The sequence below is a fragment of the Mediterraneibacter agrestimuris genome (genome assembly GCF_943193195.1).
Taxonomy (GTDB): Bacteria; Bacillota; Clostridia; order Lachnospirales; family Lachnospiraceae; genus Schaedlerella; species Schaedlerella agrestimuris.
Genome location: NZ_CALPDG010000031.1, coordinates 18,657 through 45,241, shown reverse-complemented (window position 1 = coordinate 45,241; position 26,585 = coordinate 18,657). Strand labels below are relative to the sequence as shown.

Below are 26,585 nucleotides of genomic sequence, written 5' to 3'. Positions count from 1 at the left end.
TTTGTGCCTCGCCGCAGGCGATTTTAAATGCACAAATGCGGTTACTGTGCACAGCAGCAGGCTGTGAACAGTAACACCAAAACAGGCAGGTGAATTCTCACCCGCCTGCTACTATTTTCACGTTTATGCACTCTCTGATGTTAAAAAGGATTTTCGTTCCTCCCCGTCGCACTCATACAACGGTCGTCCTGTACCCTTGACAACATCCTTTGTAATTCTGCACTCTTTAATCGTATCATCTGACGGCACACGGAACATGGTATCCATCATGATATTTTCCATTATTGCCCGCAGCCCCCTTGCTCCTGTCTTTCTCGCCAGTGAAGTCTCTGCAATGGCTATCAGTGCATCCCTGTCAAATACAAGACGCACCCCATCCAATTCCAAAAGCTTCTGATACTGCTTTACAATAGCGCTCTTCGGCTCTGTCAAAATCCGAACCAGTGCATCCTGATCCAGCATATTTAAGGATACTGTTACCGGAAGACGCCCTACCAGTTCCGGAATCAGACCAAACTTCACTAAATCCTGAGGCAGCGCCTCGTGGAGAAGCACGTCCACGTCATATTCATGCTTGGAAGCAATCTCGGAATTAAAGCCAATAGACTTTCTGTCCAGACGAGTTTCTATAATCTTATCCAGACCTTCAAATGCTCCGCCACAAATGAACAAAATATTCGTTGTATCAATCTGTATCAGCTCCTGATGCGGATGCTTTCTTCCCCCTTGCGGCGGTACAGATGCAACCGTCCCTTCAATTATTTTCAAAAGTGCCTGCTGCACACCTTCACCGGAAACATCCCGCGTAATGGACGGGTTCTCAGATTTTCTCGTAATCTTATCAATCTCATCAATGTATATGATCCCATGTTCAGCACGTCTGATATCCCCATCTGCCGCCTGGATGACCTTCAAAAGGATATTTTCCACATCCTCTCCTACATATCCGGCCTCTGTCAATGCTGTTGCATCTGCAATTGCAAATGGCACATTCAGCACTTTTGCAAGCGTCTGTGCCAGCAATGTCTTACCACATCCAGTCGGTCCCAGCATCAGAATATTACTCTTCTGCAATTCTACCCCCAGATCTGAACCTGCCATAATCCGTTTGTAGTGATTATATACAGCTACAGAAAGCACCTTTTTCGCCTCGTCCTGTCCTATCACATAACCATCCAGAAATGCTTTGATTTCTTCCGGTGTCAGAAGATTGATTTCATCAAAACTGCTTCTCTCATCGTATTCAAATTCTTCCTCGATAATCTCTGCACAGACATCGACACACTCATCACAGATATATGCTCCGTTCGGTCCGGAGATCAGCTTGCGGACCTGCGCCTGCGTTTTACCGCAGAACGAACATCTCACTGTATCATCAACCAGTCTTCCTGCCATATTTATCTCACCTCTATCTGCCCTCATTAAATATATTAATGACTGGCAATTACCTCATCAATTAATCCATATTCTTTTGCCTGCTGTGCAGACATGAAGTTATCACGCTCTGTATCAACCTTAATAACTTCTAAAGGCTGTCCGGTATTTGCAGCCAAAATCTCATTCAGTTTCTGACGTGTACGCAGGATGTGTTCTGCTGCAATCTGGATCTCAGTTGCCTGTCCCTGAGCTCCGCCGGAAGGCTGATGGATCATAATCTCTGCATTCGGCAGTGCAAAACGTTTGCCCTTTTTACCGCCCGACAGCAAAAATGCCCCCATACTTGCAGCCATACCGATACATACGGTAGACACATCACATTTAATGTACTGCATCGTATCGTATATTGCCAGTCCTGCTGTGACAGAACCGCCCGGACTATTGATATACAACTGTATATCTTTATTCGGATCATCGGCCTCCAAAAAAAGAAGCTGTGCAACAACAATATTCGCTGACACATCATTAACCTCTTCTCCAAGAAAAATAATTCTGTCCTTCAGCAATCTTGAATAGATGTCATAGGAACGCTCTCCACGACTTGTTTGTTCTATGACATAAGGTACTAAGCTCATTTTCAATGACCTCCTCTAATATCTGATATTACGTCTTATGAAATTAAATAATACCTTCCCTCACAAAGTTGGTGTCTTAATAACAGTGCAGCCTTTCGGCTGCACTGAACTCTTCGTAAAACTATGCTTCAACTGCTGCATCGGAAATTAATGTAACTGCTTCCTGAACGGCAATATCTTCCTTCATTTGAGCTTTCTCATTCTCACCCATGAATTCTTTCAGCTTCTCAACGTCCATCTGGTAAGATTCTGCCATCGTCTTCAGTTCCTCTTCCAGACGTTCTTCGGAAATCTCAATATTCTCAGCCTTCACAACAGCTTCCAGAACCAGTCTGGTCCTGATTCTCTTTTCAGCCTGCGGCTTCATCTCTTCCATCATCTTTTCAGAGTTCAGTCCTGTAAACTGGAAGTACTGCTCCAGACTCAGTCCCTGCTGCTGGACACGACGTGCAAAGTCTTCGGTCATCTGTCTTACCTGCAAGTCAATCATCGGCTGCGGAATATCCATCTGCGCATTCTCCACTGCCTGCTCTACTGCCTGGTCTTCTCTCTTCTCTTTACCTTCACGCTCTTTGCGCTCTTTGATATTCTTCTTTACTTCTGCTTTATAATCATCCAGTGTCTCACACTCAGATACTTCTGACGCGAATTCGTCATCCAGCTCCGGAAGCTCCTTTGCTTTGATCGCATGCACAATACACTTAAATGTTGCAGCCTTACCTGCCAGTTCTTCTGACTGATAATCTTCTGGGAAAGTAACATTTACTTCTATCTCTTTCTCAATCTCAGCACCGATCAACTGCTCTTCAAATCCCGGAATAAAAGAACCTGATCCGATTGTAAGCGGATAGTCTGTACCCTTTCCGCCATCAAATGCAACACCGTCAACAAATCCTTCAAAATCCAGAGTTACGATATCCTTATCCTGAACTGCACGGTCTGTTACTTCGATTGTTCTTGCATTGCGTTCACGCTCTTTTTCAACCTCTTCATCAATCTCTTTCTGTGTAACTCTTGTAGAATACTTGTCAACTTTCAGTCCTTTGTACTCTCCAAGTGTTACTTCCGGCTTCAAAGCAACTTCTGCTGTAAAAATGAACGGCTTTCCTTTTTCAAGCTGTACGATGTCAATCTGCGGCTGGGAAACAATTTCCTCTTCACACTCATCATATGCCTTCGGATAAGCCTCAGAAATCATGCTGTTTGCAGCTTCATCATAGAAAATCTCTGCCCCATACATTTTCTCAATCATCTGACGCGGAACTTTTCCTTTACGGAATCCCGGCACACTGATTTTCTTACGTTCTTTCAAATATGCTGTCTGAATTGCTTTTTCCACTTCTTCAGCAGCAACTTCAATTGTGAGCTTTGCCATATTATGCTCTAATTTTTCTACCTGTAAACTCATTTTTAGCTTCCTCCTTGATTCGTACCTTTTTTCATATCTTACGGACGTCTTTCAATCCGGTAAGTTTACATTCAGGTATCCTGTTTTTTATCGAATAAAAATGAACATTCGCAGTCATTGGAACAGTATAGCATAAACACCCTTGAATTTCCAGTATTTTTTCCGCTTTTGTCAGAATAATATAGACTTTTTCACCTCTTCCGCTTTCTCCAAGCCACACAGCGCCTCGGTCAGTTTCAGCGCAAAGGTCAGTGCGGTTCCCATTCCCCGTCCGGTAATTACATGCCCGTCCTGTATTGCCGGCTCCATCACGACTTCTGCCCCAATCAGCTTTTCTTCAAAAGACGGATAGCAGCAGGCCTTCTTTCCTTTTAAAATCCCAAGCCCTCCCAACACACTCGGCGCTGCACAGATTGCTGCGAGAAACTTGTCTTCTTTATCGTATGCACATAAAAGCCCGCTTAGACCACTGTGTTCCTGCAAATGTAAAGTTCCCGGCATTCCTCCTGGCAATACAAGCATATCCACATCCGAAAAATCCATTTTTTCAAATGTGATATCTGCCTTGACTGTGATGCCATGTGCTCCGGTAATCTGTAATGAATCATTTATGGAAACCATATCCGTATGAACTCCTGCCCGGCGTAAAATGTCTACTACAGTAAGTCCTTCAATTTCCTCAAATCCCTCTGCTAAAAATACACTGACTTTTTTCATGCTTAAAATCCGCCTTTCTGCGAAAGTCGCCATTGGGATTATGAAATCCCCTGCAACTTTTCTAAATATTTTTTTGATTATATCATCACTGACAAAATATTTCAAATTGCACATTTCTCATTTTGAGTTGTTTTATAAAATGATCCCATTGAAACAAATGTATTTTATGTTATCATATATACATATTTTATGCTGCCAACTGAAAGGCGGCGGAATGGAGATTTTTATGGAAATTGAACGTAAATTTTTAATTGAAAAAGAGAAAATTCCTTTTGCACCGGAAAAGTACCCTTGCCGCCACATTGAACAGGGATATCTCTGCACTGCCCCGGTAGTACGGATTCGACAGGACAATGACGATTTTTTTCTGACCTATAAATCCAAGGGACTGATGGTTCGGGAAGAATATAATCTTCCCCTTACAAAAGAAGCCTACTGCCATTTAAAAGAAAAAACTGATGGACGGCTCATCATCAAAGAGCGATACGTCATCCCGCTATCAGAAGGATATTCTTTTAAGTTAGGTTGTAAATGTGATTCAGACACTGTCACCGATCTGCCGCAGTATTCAGAATTAAATATTGAGCTTGACTTTTTTAAAGAGGCTCTGGAAGGATTGGTTCTTGCAGAGGTAGAATTCCCGGATGAAGAAACTGCAAATCGTTTTAATCCGCCGGTATGGTTTGGGGAAGATGTCACTTATTCTTCCAAATATCACAACAGTTCACTCAGCCTCGCATAAGATTCATTATTTTCTAAAGCTTTACTATTTGTAAACATTATGTTGCTTTTCTTATATTTGCTAAGTTTTGTTGCATAACAACCCTTGTTATCGGGAAAATTGATATAATTAGACATTATTCGAGTTCTTCTATTTTCAGATAACGGAGGGAATATTGTGGCAAACCTGCAACTGACAAGAAATTTATACAAATACAGAGAAGCGCACAATTACACACAAGATAAAGTCAGTAAATATCTCAATATTACACGTCAGGCATATTCCAATTACGAAACAGGCAAACGCAATCCGGATATTGACCTTCTTATCAAACTTGCTGAATTGTATGGTGTAACTCTGAATCAGCTGATTATGGATTCTTACAGTTCCTCTCTGATTCGTGAGAACCGGCCGCCTTATATCACGGCAGCAGAACCGGAAAGTAAAGCCACATTATTTCTTTCAAAAGAAGAAACTGATTTGATCATGAAGTATCGGGAAGCCAGTCCAGAGGATCGTTATCTGGTGATGAAGATTTTAAACAACTAAACACGCGAATAAAAAAAGCGTCAACTCACTGTGTCTTCTATAGATACAGGTTTGTTGCCGCTTTTTCTTTAAAGTCCCATAATTCCAACCATGATTTTGTTATACATCTTTCTCAGCCTGCAAGTCCGAAACGGTCATGTACAGCAATCATTGCACGTTCTACGTCATTTTCATCAATGAGCACAGTAATACGTACCTCAGAAGTGGATATCATATTAATGTTAACCCGTGCGTTAAACAATGCCTCAAACATCTTAGCAGCCACGCCCGGATTACTCATCATGCCTGCCCCTACGATAGAAATCTTTGCCACATTATCCTTGTGGTTAATCTCCTGAATGGTCAGCGCATCCTTGTTTTCTTCCAGCGTACTCAGAGTCTCATTTAAATCATCCTGGGCAACTGTAAAAGAAATGTCCTTTGTTCCGCCGCGTCCCACAGACTGCAGAATAATGTCTACATTGATTCCTTTCTTTGCAAGTGTGTTGAATATTTTAAATGCAATACCCGGCTTATCATCTACACCGATCACAGAAACCCTGGATGTATTCTTATCGGAAGCTACACCGCTGATTAACATTTTTTCCATCTTCGCTACCTCCTTGACTACCGTTCCTTCTGAGCGGTTCAGACTGGATCTTACGACCAACTGTACTCCATATTTCTTTGCCATTTCCACAGAGCGGTTATGCAGCACCTTTGCCCCCAAAGATGCCAGCTCCAGCATCTCGTCATAACTGATCTGCTCCAGTTTTCTTGCATTTGGTACAATACGGGGATCTGCCGTGTAAACACCGTCTACGTCCGTATAAATCTCGCAGGCATCTGCATGAAGAGCTGCCGCAATCGCAACTGCCGTTGTATCGGATCCTCCCCGCCCCAGTGTTGCGTAGTCCTCATATTTATTAATCCCCTGAAAACCTGTTACAATAACAATCTTACGGTATTCCAGTTCATGCTCAATCCGGTCTGTGTCAACCTTTTTAAATCTTGCATTTCCATAGGCAGAAGTACTATGCATTCCTACCTGAAAAGCATTCAGTGATACAGTTGGTACTCCTAAAGTAGCAATTGCCATTGCCATCAGAGACACTGATACCTGTTCCCCTGTTGTAAGAAGCATATCCATCTCTCTTCTAGACGCATTTGGATTGATATCTTTCGCCTTTGCAATCAGCTCATCTGTCGTGTCACCCATAGCAGAAAGCACGACAATGACATCATTTCCCTTTCTATACTCTTCGGCGCATCGTTCCGCCACATTAAAAATGTGTTCCTTATCCTTTACGGAACTTCCCCCGAATTTTTTTACTATCAGCATATTTCCCTCCTGCTGTCATTCCCTTTATTCAGACAATGTAATTGTTCAGCCGGAAAGCGGAACTGTCATAATAATATAAGGCTGTCTGCCTCAATACTATTCTGCCTGAAGCAAATACTTCATCAAAAGGTATCCTTCTTCTCTCATTATACCGCTCCTTCGACCGCTTTCTTCTGTATACACTTGTGCACCCTTATAAGTCCTTGTACTGTCATAGAGCATATAAGGAACAGGTTCTGCAGTGTGTGTCCGCACCCGGATCGGTGTCGGATGATCCGGAAGCACCAGCATGCGGAAATCTATTCCAAGCCCAGAAAGCTGCTTTGTCACAGAACCTATGATCTGTTCATCAATAAACTCAATCGCTTTGATCTTGTCAGCTATACTGCCCTGATGCCCCATCTCATCAGGAGCCTCCACATGAATATAAACAAAATCGTAATTTTCCTTTGTTAAAGCATCTACAGCCCCCTGTGCCTTCCCCGCATAATTAGTATGCAGACCGCCGTTTGCGCCCTCTACTTCTATGTTATGCATCTGTGCACCAGATGCGATTCCTTTTAACAAATCTACTGCAGAAATCATTGCCCCTTTTACATGATACAATTCTTCAAAAGAAGTCAAAGAAGGTCTTGTTCCCGCTCCCCAGAACCATGCTGAATTAGCCGGGCGCAGACCTCTTTCTCTGCGTGCTTCATTAATTGGATGATGATTCAAAATCTCAAAACTTTTTTCCATCATTTCCCGGAGTACATCGTCCTCTGGCAAATATTCTCCAATTCTCCTCGTTAAAATATCATGAGGAGCAGTCAAATCCAGCACCCGTCCGTGATTCCATATCAGAAGATGGCGGTAACTGATTCCGGTATAGAACTGATATCCATCTCGTGCCAGTCCCTCTTTCAATGCCTCCATCAGTATCTTCGCTTCTTCTGTTGTGATTTCATCGGAACTATGATCTAAAATATGCTTATCCTCATAGTGCTCTTCTTCCTCAGAAAGAGTCACGATATTGCAGCGGAAGGATACATCATCTGTATTCATATCCACTCCGATACTCAATGCTTCCAGCGGAGAACGTCCGGTATAATACATCTTTGGATCATATCCGATAACGGACAGATTTGCAGTATCACTTCCCGGAGACATTCCCTCCGGCACAGTCCTGACCATACCGATTTCTGACCGGACTGCCATTTTATCCATATTTGGTGTCTGTGCAGCCTCCATCGGCGTTCTTCCGCCCAATTCCTCTAAGGGTTCGTCTGCCATTCCGTCACACAACATAATAATATATTTCATTTTTCGTTTCCTCGATTTCTCAATCCCTGTTACTTTTGTATAAGGATTGCAAAGCAAAGATTTCCCACACTTACCCTTCTACACGGATCATGTACATAATTCCCGGAAATCCTTTCGCAATTTCTTCGTATTTTCCTTCTGTCATCTTTTCGGTTACAAATCCGAATTCCCCGTCCAAACCTTCTACCGTTACGATTTCTACCGGACCAAAACAACTGTCCAGATATGCTTTCATGGCATTGCAATCACCCTTGATCCGCACAAAGAACCGCTTGCTTGTATCCTTAATAGAAAGCAAATTAAGCTTATCGCTTTTCCACATGGTCATAATATTTCTGTGCAGATGTTTTGCTTCATCCACTACATCAGCTACCACTGCGCTGGCTGTCGGAAGCTTGCCTGCTCCGCTGCCGTAGAACATAGCATCACCCAGTACATTTCCATGTACAAAAATGGCATTAAACACATCATTAACACTATACAGAGGGTGACTGCTGTTCAACAAATAAGGCGCTACAATCGCATGGAGATGGTCCCCGTCACGCTTACTGGATGCCAGCAGCTTAATGGTCATTCCCATTTCTTTTGCATACATCATATCCTGTTTGGTGATGTTCGTAATTCCCTCTGTGTAAATATCTTCAAAATCCACCTGCTGACCTGAAATCAGAGAGGATAGAATTGCAATCTTCCTACAGGCGTCATGACCTTCTACATCGGCTTCTGGATTACGCTCTGCGTAACCCTTTGCCTGTGCCTCCTTCAGCACCTCGTCATACTCCGCCCCTTCATAGAACATTTTCGTCAGCATATAATTGGTCGTACCATTCAAAATACCTGTAATCTCTTCAATCTCATCTGCCGTCATAGAAGAGTTAAGCGGACGGATAATCGGAATCCCACCGCCCACACTGGCTTCAAACAAGAAATTAATATTCTGTTCACGGGCAATAGACAACAGCTCCGCTCCATGTTTGGCAACCAGTGCCTTATTGGACGTTGCCACGCTCTTGCCTGCCAGAAGGCTTCGCTTCACAAAAGTATATGCCGGCTCGATGCCTCCCATCACTTCTACCACAATCTGCACATCTGGATCATTTACAATCACATCAAAATCATGCACCAGCTTTTCCTGGATTGGATCTTCCGGAAAATCCCGTAAATCCAGCACATATTTTACATTCAATTCATCGCCGATTCTCTGATTAATACGCTCGCCGTTGGTATTGATTACTTCTACCACGCCTGATCCCACTGTGCCGTATCCCAACACTGCTATATTTACCATAGTTCTCTCCTTACTTCGCACTCAGATATGCATTGATAAACGGATCAATGTTACCGTCCATCACTGCTCCCACATTGCTGATTTCTGCATTGGTACGGTGGTCTTTCACCATCGTATATGGCTGCATGACATAGGAACGAATCTGACTTCCGAATCCGATTTCTTTAATTTCTCCACGAATATCAGATACCTTGTCTGCTTGTTCCTGTTGCTTTAATAAGTACAGCTTTGCTTTCAGCATCTGCATTGCCTTGTCCTTATTCATATGCTGGGAACGTTCATTCTGACATTGTACCACTATACCGGTAGGCAAATGAGTGATACGGATTGCGGAAGATGTCTTATTGATATGCTGACCGCCCGCACCGCTGGCGCGATAAGTATCAATCCGAAGATCATCATCATTAATCTCAATTTCAATTTCATCCTCGATATCCGGAATCACATCACAAGATACAAAAGAAGTCTGCCGTTTTCCCGCTGCATTAAATGGGGAAATACGCACCAAACGGTGAACTCCCTTTTCAGACCGCAGATACCCGTAAGCATTTTCTCCCTGCACTTCAAAGGTTACCCCCTTGATTCCTGCCACATCACCATCCAAGAAGTCTAATACTTCCAGCGTATAACCTTTGCGTTCTGCCCAGCGGGTATACATCCGGTAAAGCATACCTGCCCAGTCACAGGACTCTGTTCCTCCAGCGCCTGCATGGAGACTGATAATCGCATTGTTCTTATCATATTCTCCAGTCAGAAGAGTCTGTATCCGCAGCTCCTCAAATTCAGAAATGAACCGTTCCAGCTCTTCCTGAATCTCAGCAATAGTATCATCATCTTGTTCTTCTTGACTCATTTCGATCAAAAGACCTATGTCCTCGTAATCGGTATACATCTTTTCAATCTGTTTCACCGAATCCTGAAGACTTTTTAATAATTTCATCGTATGCTGGGATTCTCCGGGTCTGTCCCAGAATCCTGGTTCTTCAATTCTTCGCTCTAACTCTTCAATCTGCTCTTTCTTTGCAGCTAAGTTAAAGTGAATCCCTCAAATCTTTCAGTGGTTCTTCATATGCAGTCAGATTCTGCTTTAATTCATCCAGTAAAACCACCTTAATCACCTCTTTCTCATTTATATTTTCAATCATAAAAGCGAATGTCTTTACTCCGTTGCACAAAACTCTCCATCGGACCTTGTTTCTTAAGGATATGGATACAGCTCATTATGCCTTACGTCCGCAGCACTGCTTGTATTTTTTACCGCTTCCGCACGGACATGGATCATTTGGATATACTTTTTTTTCTTCGCGTTTTTTCGGTCCACGAGCTGTACTGGCATCTTTATTTGTTCCGGTTACTTTGGCAACCTGTTCACGTTCTACCTTCTGCTCAACACGGATATGGAACAGTGTGCGGATTGTCATTTCTGCAATAGCGTTGGTCATCTCTCCAAACATATCGTATCCCATCATCTTGTATTCTACAAGTGGGTTTCTCTGACCATAAGCCTGCAGACCGATTCCCTGACGAAGCTGATCCATATCGTCAATATGATCCATCCATTTGGCATCGATGACCTTCAAGAGTACGACACGTTCCATTTCCCTGATATGCTCCGGTTCAGGAAATTCTGCCTCTTTCTCTTCATATGCCTTAACAGCACGTTCCTTCAGCAGATGTTTTAATTCCTTCTGCTGCATTTCTTCTGCTTCCTTTGCAGACGGAATCTGAAGCTGTGGGATTACTTCTTTCAATGTACGCTCCAGTCCTGCAATATCCCAGTCCTCCGGTCCCGTCTCTGTAGACACGAAACGGTCTACTATATTTTCCACATGCTCGGTAATCATCGTGTAGACTGTATCACGCATGCTTTCCCCGTCCAGGACACGGCGGCGTTCACCATAAATAATCTCACGCTGCTCATTCATAACCTGATCGTATTCCAGCAGGTTCTTACGAATACCAAAGTTGTTGCTTTCTATCTTCTTCTGCGCCTTTTCTATGGCGTTAGAAAGCATCTTATGCTCAATCTGTTCTCCATCCTCCACGCCCAATGTATTAAAAACACTCATCAACTTCTCAGAACCAAACAAACGGAGCAAGTCGTCCTCAAGTGACAGATAGAAGCGAGATTCTCCCGGATCTCCCTGACGTCCGGAACGTCCTCTGAGCTGATTATCGATACGTCTGGATTCGTGTCGTTCTGTGCCGATGATCTTCAGTCCGCCTGCTGCCCTTGCTTCTTCATCCAGCTTAATGTCAGTACCACGGCCTGCCATGTTGGTTGCAATAGTAACAGCTCCATGCACACCTGCATCAGCAACAATCTCTGCCTCCATCTCATGGTATTTGGCATTCAGGACATTATGCTTTATGCCACGCTTTTTCAACATTTTGCTCAACAATTCAGATACTTCAATGGTAATCGTACCAACCAGTACCGGCTGTCCGGTTGCATGTGCTGCTTCTACCTCATCTACAACCGCTCTGTACTTTTCTTCCTTTGTCTTATAAACTGCATCATCCAAATCCTGTCTTTGGACTGGCATATTGGTCGGAATTTCAATAACATCCATTCCATAAATATCACGGAACTCTTTTTCCTCTGTCAGGGCTGTACCGGTCATACCACTTTTCTTTTCAAACTTATTAAACAAGTTCTGGAATGTAATGGTCGCCAGCGTCTTGCTCTCACGTCTTACCTTCACATGTTCTTTCGCTTCAATCGCCTGATGAAGACCATCGGAATAACGGCGTCCCGGCATGATACGTCCGGTAAATTCGTCAACGATCACAACCTCTCCTTCTGGTGTTACCACATAATCCTGATCTCGGAACATCAGATTATGGGCGCGCAGTGCCAATGTAATATTGTGCTGGATTTCTAAATTCTCCGGATCAGCCAGATTCTCCAGATGGAAAAACTGCTCTACCTTTTTCACACCATCTTCCGTCAGGTTGACATTCTTTTCCTTTTCATTGACAATATAATCGCCTGTCTCCTCAATATCCTCTCCCATCAGAGCATTCATTTTTGTAAATTCTCCGCTTGCCTCGCCCCGCTGCATCTGACATGCCAGAATATCACATGCTTCGTACAACTTGGTAGACTTACTGCTCTGCCCGGAAATGATCAGCGGCGTTCTTGCCTCATCGATCAATACCGAGTCTACCTCATCGATAATGGCAAAGTTCAACCCTCTTTGCACAAGCTGTTCTTTATAAATAACCATATTGTCTCTTAAGTAGTCAAACCCCAGTTCATTATTTGTCACATAGGTAATATCGCAGTTATAAGCCGCACGTCTCTCGTCATTGTCCATACTGTTCAGGACAACTCCTACAGTCAGTCCAAGAAACTCATGTACCTTTCCCATCCACTCTGCGTCACGCTTTGCCAGATAGTCATTGACTGTAACGATATGCACACCCTTGCCGGAAAGTGCATTCAAATATGCCGGAAGCGTGGACACCAGTGTCTTACCTTCACCTGTACGCATCTCAGAAATACGTCCCTGATGTAGGATGATACCGCCAATAATCTGCACACGATAATGGCGCATTCCCAGACTTCTATATGCTGCCTCCCTAACAACGGCATAAGCTTCCGGTAATATATCATCCAGTGTTTCGCCATCTGCCAGACGCCCCTTAAACTCTCTTGTCTTGTCCTTTAATTCGGCATCTGACAACGCTTTCATCTCTGGCTCCATTGCCTCAATTCTGTCTACAATCGGGTAAATACGCTTCAGTTCATTCTCACTGTGCGTACCGAAAATTTTCTCCATCAAACCCATAATCTGCAATAACTCCTTGTCTTTTAAACTATTTCTCCGGCAGCAAGATAAGTACATCATTCACCGCCATTACTTTCTTTGCACACTTTAAAATTCATTCTATCACTATATATAAGTAAATTCAAGATTTATTAACAAAGCCGATATTCTCTATCAGCTAATATGTCCATTTCTCTATATATCATTTCTTCAAAGCCATTGTATCTGACAATAAACACCACATCTGGTCTTGAATACTATCCTTTTTCCAATAAAATGTATATTTGCCACTCCCAAAATTAACACGCTGCTTTCCGTTATAAATATAATCATATTTACTTCATTCACTTTTCCACCCGACTTTTCTACTGTACAAAATAAGTCGTTTAAAATCATGCATACAGACTATTGTATTTCCATGATAGCTTCATAGGACAATTTCCCGCCAAATAAATCCAACGCACTTCCGATCGTGAAGTCAAGCTGTCCCTTTCCCAGTTCTCTGAACCTCCCCAATTCTTCAACAGTTCCGATTCCCCCTGCATATGTAATCGGAATCTTCGCCCATCCCCCAAGCATTTTCACCAGCCCCTCTTCCATGCCTGCAGATTTTCCTTCCACATCCACGCCATGTATAAGAAATTCACTGCAGTGGGATCCCAGTTCTTCCAACACCGCTTCATTCAGCTCTACATCCGTAAACTTCTGCCAGCGGTCAGTCACAATATAATATCTTCCATCCCGACTCCGGCAGCTCAAATCCAGTACAATATGCTCTTTTTCTACGGCTGCTTCTAATTTTGCCAGATTTTCATAGTTCAGCATTCCATTCTGAAACACATAAGAAGTAACAATTACCTGACTTGCTCCCGCATCCAAATACTCTTTTGCATTTTCTGCCGTAATTCCACCGCCTATCTGCAATCCTCCCGGATAAGCTTCAAGAGCCTGCATTGCCTGCCTCCTTGTTTCCTCATAGTATTTTGATGTAGGTGAATTGAGCAGGATGATATGTCCGCCTGTCAATCCGTCCTTTTTATAAAGATTCGCGTACCATGCTGCATCCTGTCCTGACGTAAAGTTCGTCTCTGCCATATCTCCACGGTCACTCAAACTTCCGCCTACAATTTGTTTCACCTTTCCGTTATGTATATCAATACACGGTCTGAATCGCATTTCTCGTTTTCCTCTTTTCTTCTTTAAATAATTCATTCCATAATACCACGAAACCACAGCAAAAAAAAGAGAACCGATTTAAATAAGTCTCATATACGAAAAAAACGGTCCAGGGAATTTCCTTAGACCGTTTTCTGCAAGATAACATCTCTTCCTCGCTTCTTATCTGTTATTATTTGTTCCTGTTTCATTTCTTGTTGTATTATCTGCTGCATTGTCATTTCTGTTTTCATTTCCGGTCAGATCATCTGCAATGTTATCAATTCCGTCTGTCACATCATTCACTGCATTATCAATTACACCGTCTCCATTGTTATCTGTACGATTATAATTTCTGTCAGTAGTTCCATCTGTGGCATCATTCATACCGTCTGTCTGATTTGCTTTGTTTTTCTCATCTGTTGTTGTGTTAGTTGTTCCATTATCTGCGTTGTTCATTGCATTATTGTCTCTTCCACATCCGGTCATACTTCCAATCACTGCAACACACATTACCAGAACAAACAATTTTTTCATGTTTTTCATTTTCATTACTCCCTTTCAAATATTCTTTACAGGAGTAATATTCGTCGTTTTCTTCAAAAATATGTATTCAAAACAAAAAAACATTTATTTACAGTTTTTCTTTGATCTCGCCACTTCTATATGCTGCCAGCAGTTCTTTCAAATCATCGATCCGCTCCCTGATGTCCTGACCGGCATCAGTATCTCCTACCAGCCTGCGGTCCAGAACCCTTTTGATCACGGTTGTCTCAGAGTGAATATCGCTTCCCTTCTCAATCGCAGCTTCTGTAGATTCAAACGGTTCATGGGCAACGAGACGGAGCCCATATGAATTGTATACAAGCGTGTAGCCTGCAATTCCGGTTTCCTTTTGATATGCCTTTGAAAATCCGCCGTCAATAACAAGCACCTTTCCATTACATTTTACTGGACTCTCCCCATTTTTTCGTTTCACCGGAACATGCCCATTGACAATATAAGCGTCTCTCGGCGATAGTCCGAATTCTTCTATAATATTGTTCACAACCGTTTCATCTTCTAAAAGAACATAATACGGATTCTTATACTCCGTATGAGTTTCTTTCTCAGCCAAAAAATACCGCTCAAAGGTTGCCATCTTATCTTTGCCGAACAGCGGTGAATTTGCACTCAGCCAGATATACCACATAATATCCCTTCCGTTTTCCCGCTCCTTTTCATCAATCGCAAAAAATCCTTTCCGTACATAGCGTTCCAGAGCGTCATACAAAGAGCGTCCCTTAAAGGTATGTCCGAACAGATTCACTTCTTTCAAGCTTCCGTCTTTATTCAGCGGAACACAGCCATGATACAAAAGATTGCCGTTATGCACCTTATAAAGTCCACCCTTGGATAACAGCAGTCTCATATGGTCCTGCAGCTTCTCACATCCGATAAATGCCCGCTCCAGACGATCCATGATCTCCTGTTCCTCATTGGTCAGCTCATACGGATTCTCCGGATCAATGGTCGGAAAATTGTTATCCAGAAGCATGTATTCTTTTCCATTTAATTCAATTGTTCCTGTCTTATAGTCAATCCTGTGCAGCATCGCCCGCTCTTCCAGTTCAAATCCCGGCTGACGTCTGATCGTCTGTCCCTCCAGCTTGAACTGGATAATTGAAATTGCCTTATGCATGCGCATATTCATTTCCATTTCTGCTATATTCTCAGGCACGTTCCCCTTTAGTTCAAAACATCTGCACGGGTCATGTTTATAAACACGAAGTGCAAATGTTGCCAGCGGCAGAAGATTAATTCCGTAACCATCCTCTAATATATCCAGATTATCATAGCGTGCGCAGATTCGGATAACATTGGCTATACAGGTCTGCTGACCTGCCGCAGCTCCCATCCAGAGCACATCATGATTGCCCCACTGAATATCAAGAGAATGGTATTTTTGCAATTTGTCCATGATGATATGAGGTCCCGGACCTCTATCATAAATATCACCCACGATATGTAAATGATCTACAACAAGCCGCTGGATCAGCTCGGAAATTGCCGCAATAAATTCTTCCGCCCGGTTGATACGGATAATCGTACGGATAATTGCATTATAATAAGATTCTTTATCCGTAATTTCCGCTTTTTCAGTAATCAATTCCTCAATAACATAAGAAAAATCCTTCGGCAAAGCCTTTCTCACCTTGGAACGGGTATATTTACTCGCAACATGCTTGCTCACTTCGATCAGCCGGTAAAGGTGAATCGTATACCAGTCTTCCATATTTTGTTCTATCTTTTTAACCTGGGCCATCTTTTCTTTCGGATAATAAATCAATGTTGCAAGTTCTTTCTTGTCCTGCTTGGTCAGTGTATTGCCAAACACTTCTTCAATCTTACGGCGAACAGAACCAGAACCATTCTTCAGCACATGGGAAAATGCTTCATATTCTCCATGTACATCAGTAATAAAATGCTCCGTGCCTTTCGGCAGATTCAAGATAGCCTGCAAATTAATAATTTCCGTGGATGCCGCCGCAATAGTCGGATACAGGTCTGACATTCTTTCCAGATATCGTTGTTCCAAAGTTTTCATAATAACTGCCCCCTAAAATTGAATCACATCACTCATATCATACAACCCTGCCGGTTTCCCTGCCAGAAACTTGGCTGCTTCAACAGCGCCCTTACCAAAGACACTTCGGGAATAAGCAGTGTGTTTAAACTCTATGATCTCATCTGTGCCTGCAAATAAGACTTCATGCTCTCCCACGATAGTACCGCCCCTGACTGCGGAAATACCCATCTCTTTTTTGTCTCTTTTCTGTCTTACCTGACTCCTGTCGTAAACATATTCATACGCCCCGTTCATCGCCTCATTGATGGAATCTGCCAGTGCCAGTGCCGTGCCGCTTGGCGCGTCCAGCTTCTGATTGTGATGTTTCTCCACCAGTTCTATGTCATAGCCCGCCGGAGCCAGCACCTTTGCCGCATCCTTCAAAAGCTTCATTAACAAATTGATTCCCATAGACATATTTGCTGATTTCAGAACGGCTGTCTGCCCGGCTGTTTTTTTCATCTTTTCCAACTGCTCCTCAGAAAGTCCTGTAGTACAGAACACTAACGGAATCCTTTTCTCTGCACAGTAATCCAGCACTCTGCCGGCAGCAGCCGCATTGGAAAAATCAATCACTACATCCACGTCCACATCACACTCATGGATGGTTCCAAATACCGGATAAGGATTCTGCAGCCCAGAATACGTATCTACGCCCGCCGCAATCTCGATCTGGTCATCTGTCTTGACCAGATTCGTGATCATCTGCCCCATCTTTCCGTTACATCCGTGCATCATAGCCTTTATCATAATCTTGTCCTCCGTATATCTTATCTGTCATCCTCATAATTTCATGTAATATACAAAAAGGATATCATATTTGAGGAGATTCCTCAAGAAATGATATCCCTTTCACAATGTTTTTATTCTATTCTTTTTATTTCTATTATAACTTTATTCCTCAATACACTCCAATTTGCTTACCGACACTTCATACGCAGTTCTTGTTTCCGTCTCTGTCTCTGAAAGCTTCTTCACATAATCCCGGCTCTGAATCCGTCCCAGGACCTGCACATGCTCTCCCACCTCAAATCCTGATGCAAATCTGGCGTTTCTGCCCCAGCAGATACATGGAATATAATCCGATTTCCCATAAGGACGGTTCACGGCAAGCAATAAATCCGCAATCTCTCTGCCGAGAGGCGTCTTCCGATAAATCGGTTTCTTGCAGATATATCCCTCCAGCAGGATATGATTGGTCTTGGCTCCATCCAGTTCCTCGTCAATGAATTCCACTTCACGAACAAATACGGACAGCACCAGACGATTCTTCTGCTCTTCGTGACGATTATATGAACGGAACTGCCCGGACACTTTGATAAACTCTCCGGTATAGTCCCTCGTCACATCCATAAGCCGGTCGGATATCATGAGCGGAATCCGGTCCTCGGAGCTGCTTAACCGTTTTACAAGTACATCCGCCATGTAAAAACCTTCTCCGAATACTTCGTGGCTGTATGTAAATGTGGATGCCACCTCTCCCATAATTGTCACCTGGTTGTTTTCAATAATCTTATCTGACATGATTTGTAGTTCTCCCTTCCTCTGCGTGGTATTTTTAAGTCACTACTAAGTTTATGCACAGAAATTTATCTCAGAACAAAAAAAGAAATAAATCTTTCGACAGGGCATGACGAGGTTTGTCGAGGTTTATCATTTAAGTAACTATTCAGCCTTTCGGCTTCATAATCACCGAATCCGCCCTATTTTAAGTTCACCTACGGTGAAAGGGCGGATTCCATTTCTCCAGCACACGTTTTTACGGAGTTTGCAGCAGGTGCAAACTCCTATGCTGAACTGTTACTCATTTAAACCATTTTCTGCGGGTTCCACTTGTAAATTTGCAATTTTATGATAAAATAAAAAAGTTGTAAGTGTAACTGTATCGAGATATTTTAAAATAGGAAGTGTATCATATTATGAAAACAAAACGTGAAAATGTAAGAAATATTGCAATTATCGCTCATGTAGACCACGGTAAAACAACTTTGGTGGATGAGCTTTTAAAGCAAAGCGGTGTATTCCGTGAAAATCAGGACGTGGCAGAGCGTGTTATGGACTCCAACGACATCGAGAGAGAACGTGGAATCACCATTCTCTCCAAGAATACTGCCGTGTTCTATAAAGGAACCAAAATAAATATTATCGACACTCCGGGACACGCGGATTTCGGCGGTGAGGTAGAGCGTGTACTGAAGATGGTAAACGGTGTAATTCTCGTAGTTGATGCTTTTGAAGGTGCCATGCCGCAGACCAAATTTGTACTGCGCAAAGCGCTGGAGCTTAGTCTTCCGGTTATCGTATGCATCAACAAAATTGACCGTCCGGAAGCAAGACCGGATGAAGTTATTGATGAGATATTAGAACTGTTCATGGATCTGGATGCTTCCGATGAGCAGTTGGACTGCCCTTTCGTCTATGCATCTGCCAAAGCAGGAATCGCCGTATTGGATCTGACAGATGAAGAAAAAAATATGGAACCATTGTTTGAAACAATCATTGACTATATCCCTGCACCGGAAGGCGATCCGGAAGCTCCCGCACAGATGCTCATCAGCACCATTGACTATAACGAATACGTAGGGCATATCGGCGTAGGCAAGGTAGAAAACGGTACGATTTCCGTAAATCAGGAAATGATACTTATGAATCACCATGATCCAGATAAACAACAAAAAGTAAAAATCAGCAAGCTGTATGAATTTGACGGTTTAAATAAAACAGAAGTTAAGGAAGCCGGCATTGGTTCCATCGTTGCAGTTTCAGGTATTTCCGCCATTTCCATCGGAGATACACTCTGCTCCCCTGAAAAACCAGAAGCAATTCCATTCCAGAAGATTTCCGAGCCGACAATTTCTATGAACTTTATTGTAAATGACAGTCCTTTTGCCGGACAGGAAGGAAAATATGTCACGTCCCGTCACTTACGTGACCGTCTCATGCGTGAATTGAATACAGATGTCAGCCTGCGAGTAGAAGAAACAGAAAATGCTGACAATTTCAAAGTATCCGGACGCGGTGAACTTCACCTCTCCGTTTTGATCGAGAATATGCGCCGTGAAGGTTATGAATTTGCAGTCAGCAAGGCAGAGGTACTCTATCATACTGATGAAAACGGCAAACGGACAGAACCAATGGAGCTTGCATACGTAGACGTGCCGGATGAATTTACAGGAACAGTTATTGACAAACTCAGCCAAAGAAAAGGTGAACTGCGCAGCATGGGGACTTCCAACGGCGGATACACGCGCCTGGAGTTTTCCATTCCAGCACGCGGACTAATTGGATACCGCGGTGAATTTATGACTGATACAAAGGGAAATGGAATTCTGAACACCAGTTTTGACGGCTATGCTCCATACAAAGGCGATATCCAGTACCGCAAGCAAGGTTCTCTTATTGCTTTTGAAGCTGGAGAATCCGTAACTTATGGCTTGTACAGCGCACAGGAACGTGGTATTCTGTTTATAGGAGCAGGCGAAAAGGTCTATGCCGGCATGGTTATCGGACAAAACGGCAAAGCCGAAGACATTGAATTAAATGTGTGCAAGACCAAACATTTGACCAATACCCGTTCTTCCAGCGCAGATGAGGCCCTTCGTCTCACACCGCCGAGAATCTTAAGTCTGGAACAGGCTCTGGACTTTATCGATACTGATGAGCTTCTGGAAGTAACACCAGAGACACTACGTATCCGAAAAAAAATTCTGGATGCCAGAATGCGCAAGCGCAGCAGCATTAATAAGTAAGAGTATTTCCCCTTTCGCCAACCACACAAGGAGAAGCACAAATGAAAAAATATGCCAACGCATTTCTAAAAAAATTAACAACAACTCTGGAGTTTGTCATTGCACTGGTCCTTGCTGGCGGAATCATCCTTATGACCACGCGGCTGATCCTCTCCTTTGGAAACCTCCCGGACATGGACCAGTTTCCAAACTACGATGACCTGCTGACAACCTGTTTTAACCTAATCATCGGTGTGGAAATGATTCGTATGTTGTATCTTCACACACCTATGACCGTGTTTGAAGTGTTGTTGTTCGCCATTGCACGTCAGGTTATTATTGACCACTCATCTCCGGTCAACAGCCTGATTGGCGTACTGGCAATTGCAATTTTATTTGCCACAAGAAAATTCCTCTTCGTGGAATTCGATGAATCGGAAAAGACCGTATTCCGCGCCAATATGAAGGTTCGTTATATCAATAAGATTTTCCATGTTACAATTCCGTACCATGATGACGAAACACTGTTGGATATCTTGCTTCGCAAACTTGCTGAAGAAGAAACAGAAGTTGGTGTAGGCGCATGTGCATATTTCAAAGACTTCGGACTTCGGATTGCTAAGATTACAAATGGAGCAATTACACGTATCGAAGTAATCCGGTCAATCCATTAATAAAAACACATGTAAATACGTTTTTATTCCAATTCAAATCGAACCCTCTATACAATTGTCAGATTTCATGCTATAATATCAACATAAATACAGACAGCAATTGATTACTTTTCTGTTTGTATAATATGAACAAGAAGGAGTTGAGCAGCATGAAATTTATTATCAGCGGCAAAAACATCGAAGTAACACCGGGACTTAAAGATGCAATTGAACAGAAACTTGGAAAACTGGAAAGGTATTTCACTCCTGAAACAGAAATTACCGTAACTCTGAGCGTAGAAAAAGAACGTCAGAAAATCGAGGTGACGATTCCGGTCAAGGGCAGCATTATCCGCTCTGAGCAGACAAGCAGTGATATGTATGTATCCATTGACCTTGTAGAAGAAATTATCGAACGTCAGCTCCGCAAATATAAAAACAAACTGGTTGCAAGAAGCCAGGGACACCCTACCGCTTCTTCCTCTGGCAATTCCTTCAAAAAAGAGTTCTTTGAGGAAGAGTCGGACACCGCAGAAGACGATGAAATCCGCATCGTCCGTACTAAAAAGTTCGGTATCAAGCCAATGTTTCCTGAAGATGCCTGCATCCAGATGGATCTCCTTGGACATAATTTCTTCGTGTTCTCTAATGCTGAGACAGACGAAGTCAACGTTGTATATAAGCGAAAGGACGGAGCTTTTGGATTGATTGAACCGGAATTCAATTAATTTATAACATTTATTACAGACTAAAAACGTCCACCGGATGTTTTTGTCGTATACTTGGCAACATAAAATATCTGCGCTTTGTTGTAAGGATACACACAACAAAGCGCAGATATTGTGTTTCCTGTAATCTGACACGAATAATAAGAGCAAAATTTTTCAACTTATTCCTCCCAGATCAGGTACTCTCCATCCACCTCGGCAAATCTGCACACCAATTCTTTCTCAATCACAGCTCTTCCGTTCGTTCCTTCTGTAATCTCAGAAATCAATGACTTCTCTTCCTCCTCGGAAACAAGTACAAACACTTCCACCTTATCCGTATACACGGAATCTAGTATAGGAATCTTTCTCTGTCCGAGAATATACTGAATTTTTCCAATTCCGGTATAATCTGTCGTAAGTTTCAGTTTAGCCCCGCTGATTCTGGTTATAATCATACTAGCAGACAGCGCCTCCTGAGAAGCCTTTGTATATGCTCGTACCAGTCCCCCCGTTCCGAGCAGAGTACCGCCGAAATACCGGGTGACAATAATCATCGTATTCGTTGTCTCTGCCCCGCGCAGCACTTCCAGTATGGGCTTGCCCGCAGTACCGCCCGGCTCTCCGTCATCACTAAAACGCTCTGTGGTCTGTACTTCTCCGATTACATATGCCCAGCAGTGATGCCTTGCATCCCAATACTTTTTTTTCACTTTTTCCAAAATTTCAGTTGCCTCTTCCTCCGAGGCAACCGGATAAACTTCACCGATAAACCTGGACTTCTTCTCTACAATTTCAGCCGAAGCGCCCTTATATACTGTTTTAATATACATACCTGTTTTTGTACTCCTTATTATTACTTGCCTTTTACACTATATCAATTTTCCATAAACTACAATCCTTTTCTTAATAATTTCTTAGGAAATATGAACTTTTTATTTTTTTCCTTTATTTAAAAAAGGTTCTTTGCTATAATGAGTGTTATGAATAGAGGAGGCTATTATTCATGAATTACGGAAAAGAAAATCTACAAAAACGAAAGAAAAACATATCTTCTAAAAAGAATATGAAAAAGAAACGGGTAGGCGTCCGCTTTTTTAAAGCGCTGATCATCTGCATACTTATACTTGTAGTTGTGTGTGCCGGCGGTGTCGGTCTATTTGCCAAGCAGATCATCGACAGGACGCCGACAGTCACACCATCTCAGGTCAAGCCGCAGGGTTTTACCACCTTTGTATATGCAGAGGACGGAACCCTTCTGGAAAGTTTTGTCTCAGCCGGTGCCAACCGTGTTTACAAATCCATTGACGAGATTCCAGAACATCTGGGCAATGCATTCGTCGCAATTGAGGATGAGCGTTTCTACCAGCACAATGGTATCGATCTGCAGGGTATTATCCGTGCCGGTGTCAAGGGTCTGGCCGCGGGAAGCTTTGATGAAGGTGCGAGTACTCTGACACAGCAGTTGATCAAGAACAATGTGTTCCCAAACTTTGTAAATGAGAATACTTTTTATGACAGACTGGAGCGTAAGCTTCAGGAACAGTATCTGGCTCTTGAAATTGAGAAACAAATGTCCAAAGAAGAACTTCTGGAAGCTTATATGAATACTGTCAACTTAGGTCAGAGCTGTCTTGGTGTGCAGGCTGCTGCCAAACGTTATTTTGGAAAAGATGTAAGCGAACTTACTTTATCTGAGTGTACAGTTATTGCTGGCATCACACAGAACCCAACTGGTTTTGACCCTGTTGTCAACCCTGATAAAAACGCCGGCCGGCGGGATAGTGTTCTGGCAGCCATGCTGAAACAAGAATACATTTCCCAGGCAGAATATGATGAAGCAAAGGCTGATCCGGTGTATGACCGTATCATTGCCACCCCGCCTGCTGAAGATACAAATCCATACTCCTATTTTACTGATGAACTTTCCAAACAGGTCATCAGGGATTTAATGGAGCGGAAAGGTTTCACAGAAACTCAGGCTTATAAAGCACTGTACAGCGGAGGACTGACGATCACCTCCACACAGGACCCCCGCATTCAGCAGATTTGTGATGAAGAGGTTGCTAATGAAGCCGTTTATCCCTGGGGTACGGAGTACGGTCTGGAGTATGCTCTGACAATTACAAGAGCAGACGGTACCGTAGAAAACTACAGTAAGGAAATGATGGCACAGTATATCGGATCTGTATATGGCAAGAATTATCCGCTTGTATTTTCTTCTCCTGACGAGGCAAATGCAGCAGTAGCCGAATATAAGAGTACCCTTGGAATCACAGAAGGGGATACCATAGACGAGCGTATTGATATCAACCCGCAGCCGCAGACTTCTGTTGTGCTTATGGAACAGTCCACAGGTAAAGTGAAAGCCATTGTCGGCGGACGAGGACCGAAAACAACCAGTCTGTCACTGAACCGCGCAACAGATTCGCCAAGGCAGCCTGGTTCCTGTTTTAAGATTTTGTCTACCTACGCTCCCGCATTGGATTCCTGCGGATATACACTTGCATCCGAATTGAAAAATGATAAACCTTATGATTACGGCAGCGGAAAGACTGCCTCTAACTGGGATCACGTATATACTGGTACAACAACCATGCGTTATGCCATTGAGCATTCTATCAATGTAGCCGCACTGCATACCCTTACTTCTATTGGATTTCAGACCGGATTTGATTATCTGAAGAACTTCGGACTCACAACACTGGCTGACAATGAAGAAATCAACGGCGGCATATACACAGATAAAGCTGCTGCAACAGCTATCGGCGGTATCACACACGGTGTTCTTAACCTTGAAATGACAGCGGCTTATGCAACGATTGCCAATAATGGCACTTATATTGAACCGATTCTGTATACTCAGGTATTGGATCACGATGGCAATATCCTTCTGGATAATACAACACCTGCTACCCGTCAGGTACTGAAGGATACAACTGCCGCTCTGTTAACCAACGCTATGCAGGATGTTATTACCAAAGGAACCGGTACTCCGGCTCGTATGGCGAATATGCCCGCATCCGGCAAAACAGGTACAACTGATAAAAGTACAGACCTCTGGCTTGCTGCTTTCACCCCTTACTATACTGCATCCGTATGGGGAGGTTATGACGAAAACAAGCCAATGGAATGGATGGATCAAAGCTGGCACATGATACTTTGGAAGAATATTATGGAACGTGTTCACGAAGGGCTTCCATACAAAGACTTCCAAATGCCTGCAAGTGTTTCCGAGAAAACCGTCTGTTCTAAGACGGGGCTTCTGGCATCTTCCACATGTACCGGAATCACTGAATATTTTGCAGATGGAACGATACCGACACAATATTGCAGCGGACATTATGTAGCTCCGCCAGAAGAGGAAGAGGAAGATAAAGAAGAAGACAAGGAAGAAGGCAAGGATAAAGATAATGATTCCAATAACAATAATGGAGAAGGCTCTGAGGGAGATCCAGGAACTGAAACCCCTCCCGAATCGGAGACTCCTCCCGCAGAATCAGAAACCCCTACTGAACCTGAGGCTCCTCCCGCAGAACCGGAAACTCCTGATGAACCAGCAGCATAGTTTACAAATCATAATAACCGAATTAGAAAAGGAACTCTTCCAAACCCGGAAAAGTTCCTTTTCTGTTACAATATGTATTTACTTCTTATCCCCGCTCATCCAGAATCAGTTTGGCAGCGCCGCAGATACCCGCGTCATTTCCAAGCGTTGCCAGCTTAAACTCAACATCCTTATTTGCGAAAAAAGCTTTCTCCAGGAAGGGCTTCTGAATATACGGAATCAACACCTCGCCTGCTCTGGAAACGCCGCCGCCAATAACAATGACTGCCGGATCCGTCACGATTGCCAGATTTGCAAGACAGTAACCAAGAAAACGACCGAACTCTTCTGCTACCTCCTGCGCCACAGTGTCTCCTGCCTTAACTGCATCAAAAACATCCTTCGCTGTTACATTTTCTGCCTGAAGCACGGTCTTTCTTGTTTCAGCTGCCAACTTCTTACGTGCAAGACGCACAATTCCTGTAGCAGAAGCATACTGCTCCAAACATCCCTTGTTGCCACATCCACAAATCTCTGTCTCATCATAATTTACACAAAGATGACCAATCTCGCCGCCTGCCCCATGTGTGCCTACAACAACCTTTCCACCGATGATAACACCTCCGCCGACTCCAGTTCCAAGTGTTACCATGACAATATTAGTCTCTCCTTCACCGCCTCCCTGCCACATCTCTCCAAGAGCTGCTACATTGGCATCATTTCCCACCTCTGTAGGCAGTCCTGTCAGTCCTTCTAACTCTCCTTTCACATCCTTATAACCCCAGCCAATATTAGCGCTTCCATTCACTACACCGTCTGCTGTAACCGGAGCGGGCACGCCGACACCAATTCCTACAATGTCTGCTTCTTCCAGACCTCGCTCCTGAATTTTCCCTTTTATTGATTCCGCAATATCCGGAAGAACAGCCTCTCCCTCATTTTCTGTTTTTGAAACAATTTCCCATTTATCCAGAATCTCTCCTGTCTTTTCAAAAAGCCCCATCTTTACTGTCGTTCCGCCGATATCCACACCAAAACAATACTTCATTTGTCTCCTCTCCTTCTCTATCCCTCGCTTTATATTCATTCCAATAGT

Annotated in this window: 22 protein-coding genes; 6 read left to right on the top strand and 16 right to left on the bottom strand. The window is 43.2% G+C overall.

Annotated features, from left to right (window positions below):
• Window positions 1-123 precede the first annotated feature (123 nt).
• The 4 genes from clpX to NFS18_RS13660 all read right to left on the bottom strand — a co-directional run bounded on the left by clpX (window position 124) and on the right by NFS18_RS13660 (window position 4,137).
• Window positions 124-1,395: an ATP-dependent Clp protease ATP-binding subunit ClpX gene (gene clpX, locus NFS18_RS13675; RefSeq protein ID WP_251391084.1), complete on the bottom strand. Its 1,272-nt coding sequence runs from the start codon at window positions 1,393-1,395 to the stop codon at window positions 124-126.
• 35 nt (window positions 1,396-1,430) lie between these two features.
• Window positions 1,431-2,012, bottom strand: a complete 582-nt coding sequence (gene clpP / locus NFS18_RS13670) for an ATP-dependent Clp endopeptidase proteolytic subunit ClpP (protein ID WP_251391083.1) — start codon at window positions 2,010-2,012, stop codon at window positions 1,431-1,433.
• 121 nt (window positions 2,013-2,133) lie between these two features.
• Entirely contained in the window at window positions 2,134-3,420 is a 1,287-nt protein-coding gene (gene tig / locus NFS18_RS13665) for a trigger factor (protein WP_251391082.1), read from the bottom strand.
• 171 nt (window positions 3,421-3,591) lie between these two features.
• The gene (locus tag NFS18_RS13660; protein WP_251391081.1) at window positions 3,592-4,137 is read right to left on the bottom strand and encodes a DJ-1 family glyoxalase III; all 546 of its coding nucleotides are present in this window, start codon (window positions 4,135-4,137) and stop codon (window positions 3,592-3,594) included.
• A gap of 226 nt (window positions 4,138-4,363) precedes the next feature.
• Here NFS18_RS13660 and NFS18_RS13655 point away from each other — a divergent pair, with 226 nt between their 5' ends.
• A complete protein-coding gene (locus NFS18_RS13655; protein WP_251391080.1) occupies window positions 4,364-4,879 on the top strand; it encodes a CYTH domain-containing protein in 516 nt (171 codons plus the stop codon).
• Between the two features lie 156 nt (window positions 4,880-5,035).
• On the top strand, window positions 5,036-5,407 hold the full coding sequence (locus NFS18_RS13650) for a helix-turn-helix transcriptional regulator (protein WP_251391079.1): 372 nt from the start codon (window positions 5,036-5,038) through the stop codon (window positions 5,405-5,407).
• Between the two features lie 112 nt (window positions 5,408-5,519).
• On the opposite strand, the gene NFS18_RS13645 is transcribed toward NFS18_RS13650, so the two are convergent.
• From NFS18_RS13645 to NFS18_RS13600, 10 genes are all read right to left on the bottom strand, one after another.
• Window positions 5,520-6,728 carry an aspartate kinase gene (locus NFS18_RS13645; RefSeq protein WP_251391077.1) on the bottom strand — a complete coding sequence of 403 codons (1,209 nt, stop codon included), beginning with the start codon at window positions 6,726-6,728 and terminating at the stop codon, window positions 5,520-5,522.
• A 96-nt stretch (window positions 6,729-6,824) separates the two neighbouring features.
• On the bottom strand, window positions 6,825-8,030 hold the full coding sequence (locus tag NFS18_RS13640) for a cofactor-independent phosphoglycerate mutase (RefSeq protein ID WP_251391076.1): 1,206 nt from the start codon (window positions 8,028-8,030) through the stop codon (window positions 6,825-6,827).
• 70 nt (window positions 8,031-8,100) lie between these two features.
• On the bottom strand, window positions 8,101-9,318 hold the full coding sequence (locus NFS18_RS13635) for a homoserine dehydrogenase (protein ID WP_251391074.1): 1,218 nt from the start codon (window positions 9,316-9,318) through the stop codon (window positions 8,101-8,103).
• Between the two features lie 10 nt (window positions 9,319-9,328).
• A protein-coding gene (gene prfB, locus NFS18_RS13630) for a peptide chain release factor 2 (RefSeq protein WP_408631560.1) occupies window positions 9,329-10,427 on the bottom strand; the annotation gives its coding sequence in 2 pieces (ribosomal slippage) (window positions 9,329-10,363 and window positions 10,365-10,427; 1,098 coding nt in all).
• A gap of 111 nt (window positions 10,428-10,538) precedes the next feature.
• A complete protein-coding gene (secA, locus tag NFS18_RS13625) occupies window positions 10,539-13,112 on the bottom strand; it encodes a preprotein translocase subunit SecA (RefSeq protein ID WP_251391072.1) in 2,574 nt (857 codons plus the stop codon).
• Between the two features lie 384 nt (window positions 13,113-13,496).
• Window positions 13,497-14,267 (bottom strand): phosphoribosylformimino-5-aminoimidazole carboxamide ribotide isomerase, encoded by a 771-nt coding sequence (gene hisA, locus NFS18_RS13620; RefSeq protein ID WP_251391069.1) that lies wholly within the window; start codon window positions 14,265-14,267, stop codon window positions 13,497-13,499.
• A 162-nt stretch (window positions 14,268-14,429) separates the two neighbouring features.
• A complete protein-coding gene (locus NFS18_RS13615) occupies window positions 14,430-14,792 on the bottom strand; it encodes a hypothetical protein (protein ID WP_251391060.1) in 363 nt (120 codons plus the stop codon).
• Window positions 14,793-14,880: 88 nt separating this feature from the next.
• Window positions 14,881-16,833, bottom strand: coding sequence for a fructose-1,6-bisphosphatase (locus NFS18_RS13610; RefSeq protein WP_251391057.1), 1,953 nt, complete (start codon window positions 16,831-16,833; stop codon window positions 14,881-14,883).
• Between the two features lie 12 nt (window positions 16,834-16,845).
• Window positions 16,846-17,604, bottom strand: a complete 759-nt coding sequence (dapB, locus tag NFS18_RS13605) for a 4-hydroxy-tetrahydrodipicolinate reductase (RefSeq protein ID WP_251391055.1) — start codon at window positions 17,602-17,604, stop codon at window positions 16,846-16,848.
• 144 nt (window positions 17,605-17,748) lie between these two features.
• Window positions 17,749-18,378, bottom strand: coding sequence for a single-stranded DNA-binding protein (locus NFS18_RS13600; protein ID WP_251391052.1), 630 nt, complete (start codon window positions 18,376-18,378; stop codon window positions 17,749-17,751).
• Between the two features lie 395 nt (window positions 18,379-18,773).
• Between NFS18_RS13600 and typA the strand changes: the two genes are divergently transcribed.
• The 3 genes from typA (at window position 18,774) to hpf (ending at window position 21,963) form a co-directional block, all read left to right on the top strand.
• Window positions 18,774-20,603: a translational GTPase TypA gene (gene typA / locus NFS18_RS13595; RefSeq protein WP_251391050.1), complete on the top strand. Its 1,830-nt coding sequence runs from the start codon at window positions 18,774-18,776 to the stop codon at window positions 20,601-20,603.
• Between the two features lie 41 nt (window positions 20,604-20,644).
• A complete protein-coding gene (locus tag NFS18_RS13590) occupies window positions 20,645-21,256 on the top strand; it encodes a transporter (RefSeq protein ID WP_251391048.1) in 612 nt (203 codons plus the stop codon).
• Between the two features lie 149 nt (window positions 21,257-21,405).
• On the top strand, window positions 21,406-21,963 hold the full coding sequence (hpf, locus tag NFS18_RS13585) for a ribosome hibernation-promoting factor, HPF/YfiA family (protein ID WP_251391046.1): 558 nt from the start codon (window positions 21,406-21,408) through the stop codon (window positions 21,961-21,963).
• A gap of 161 nt (window positions 21,964-22,124) precedes the next feature.
• Here the strand turns inward: hpf and NFS18_RS13580 are convergent, their stop codons facing one another.
• A complete protein-coding gene (locus NFS18_RS13580; protein WP_251391044.1) occupies window positions 22,125-22,775 on the bottom strand; it encodes a YigZ family protein in 651 nt (216 codons plus the stop codon).
• Window positions 22,776-22,948: 173 nt separating this feature from the next.
• On the opposite strand from NFS18_RS13580, the gene NFS18_RS13575 reads away from it, so the two are divergent.
• Window positions 22,949-25,510, top strand: coding sequence for a transglycosylase domain-containing protein (locus tag NFS18_RS13575; RefSeq protein ID WP_251391037.1), 2,562 nt, complete (start codon window positions 22,949-22,951; stop codon window positions 25,508-25,510).
• Between the two features lie 85 nt (window positions 25,511-25,595).
• Here the strand turns inward: NFS18_RS13575 and NFS18_RS13570 are convergent, their stop codons facing one another.
• Entirely contained in the window at window positions 25,596-26,537 is a 942-nt protein-coding gene (locus tag NFS18_RS13570; RefSeq protein ID WP_251391035.1) for an ROK family glucokinase, read from the bottom strand.
• Between the last annotated feature and the right edge of the window lie 48 nt (window positions 26,538-26,585).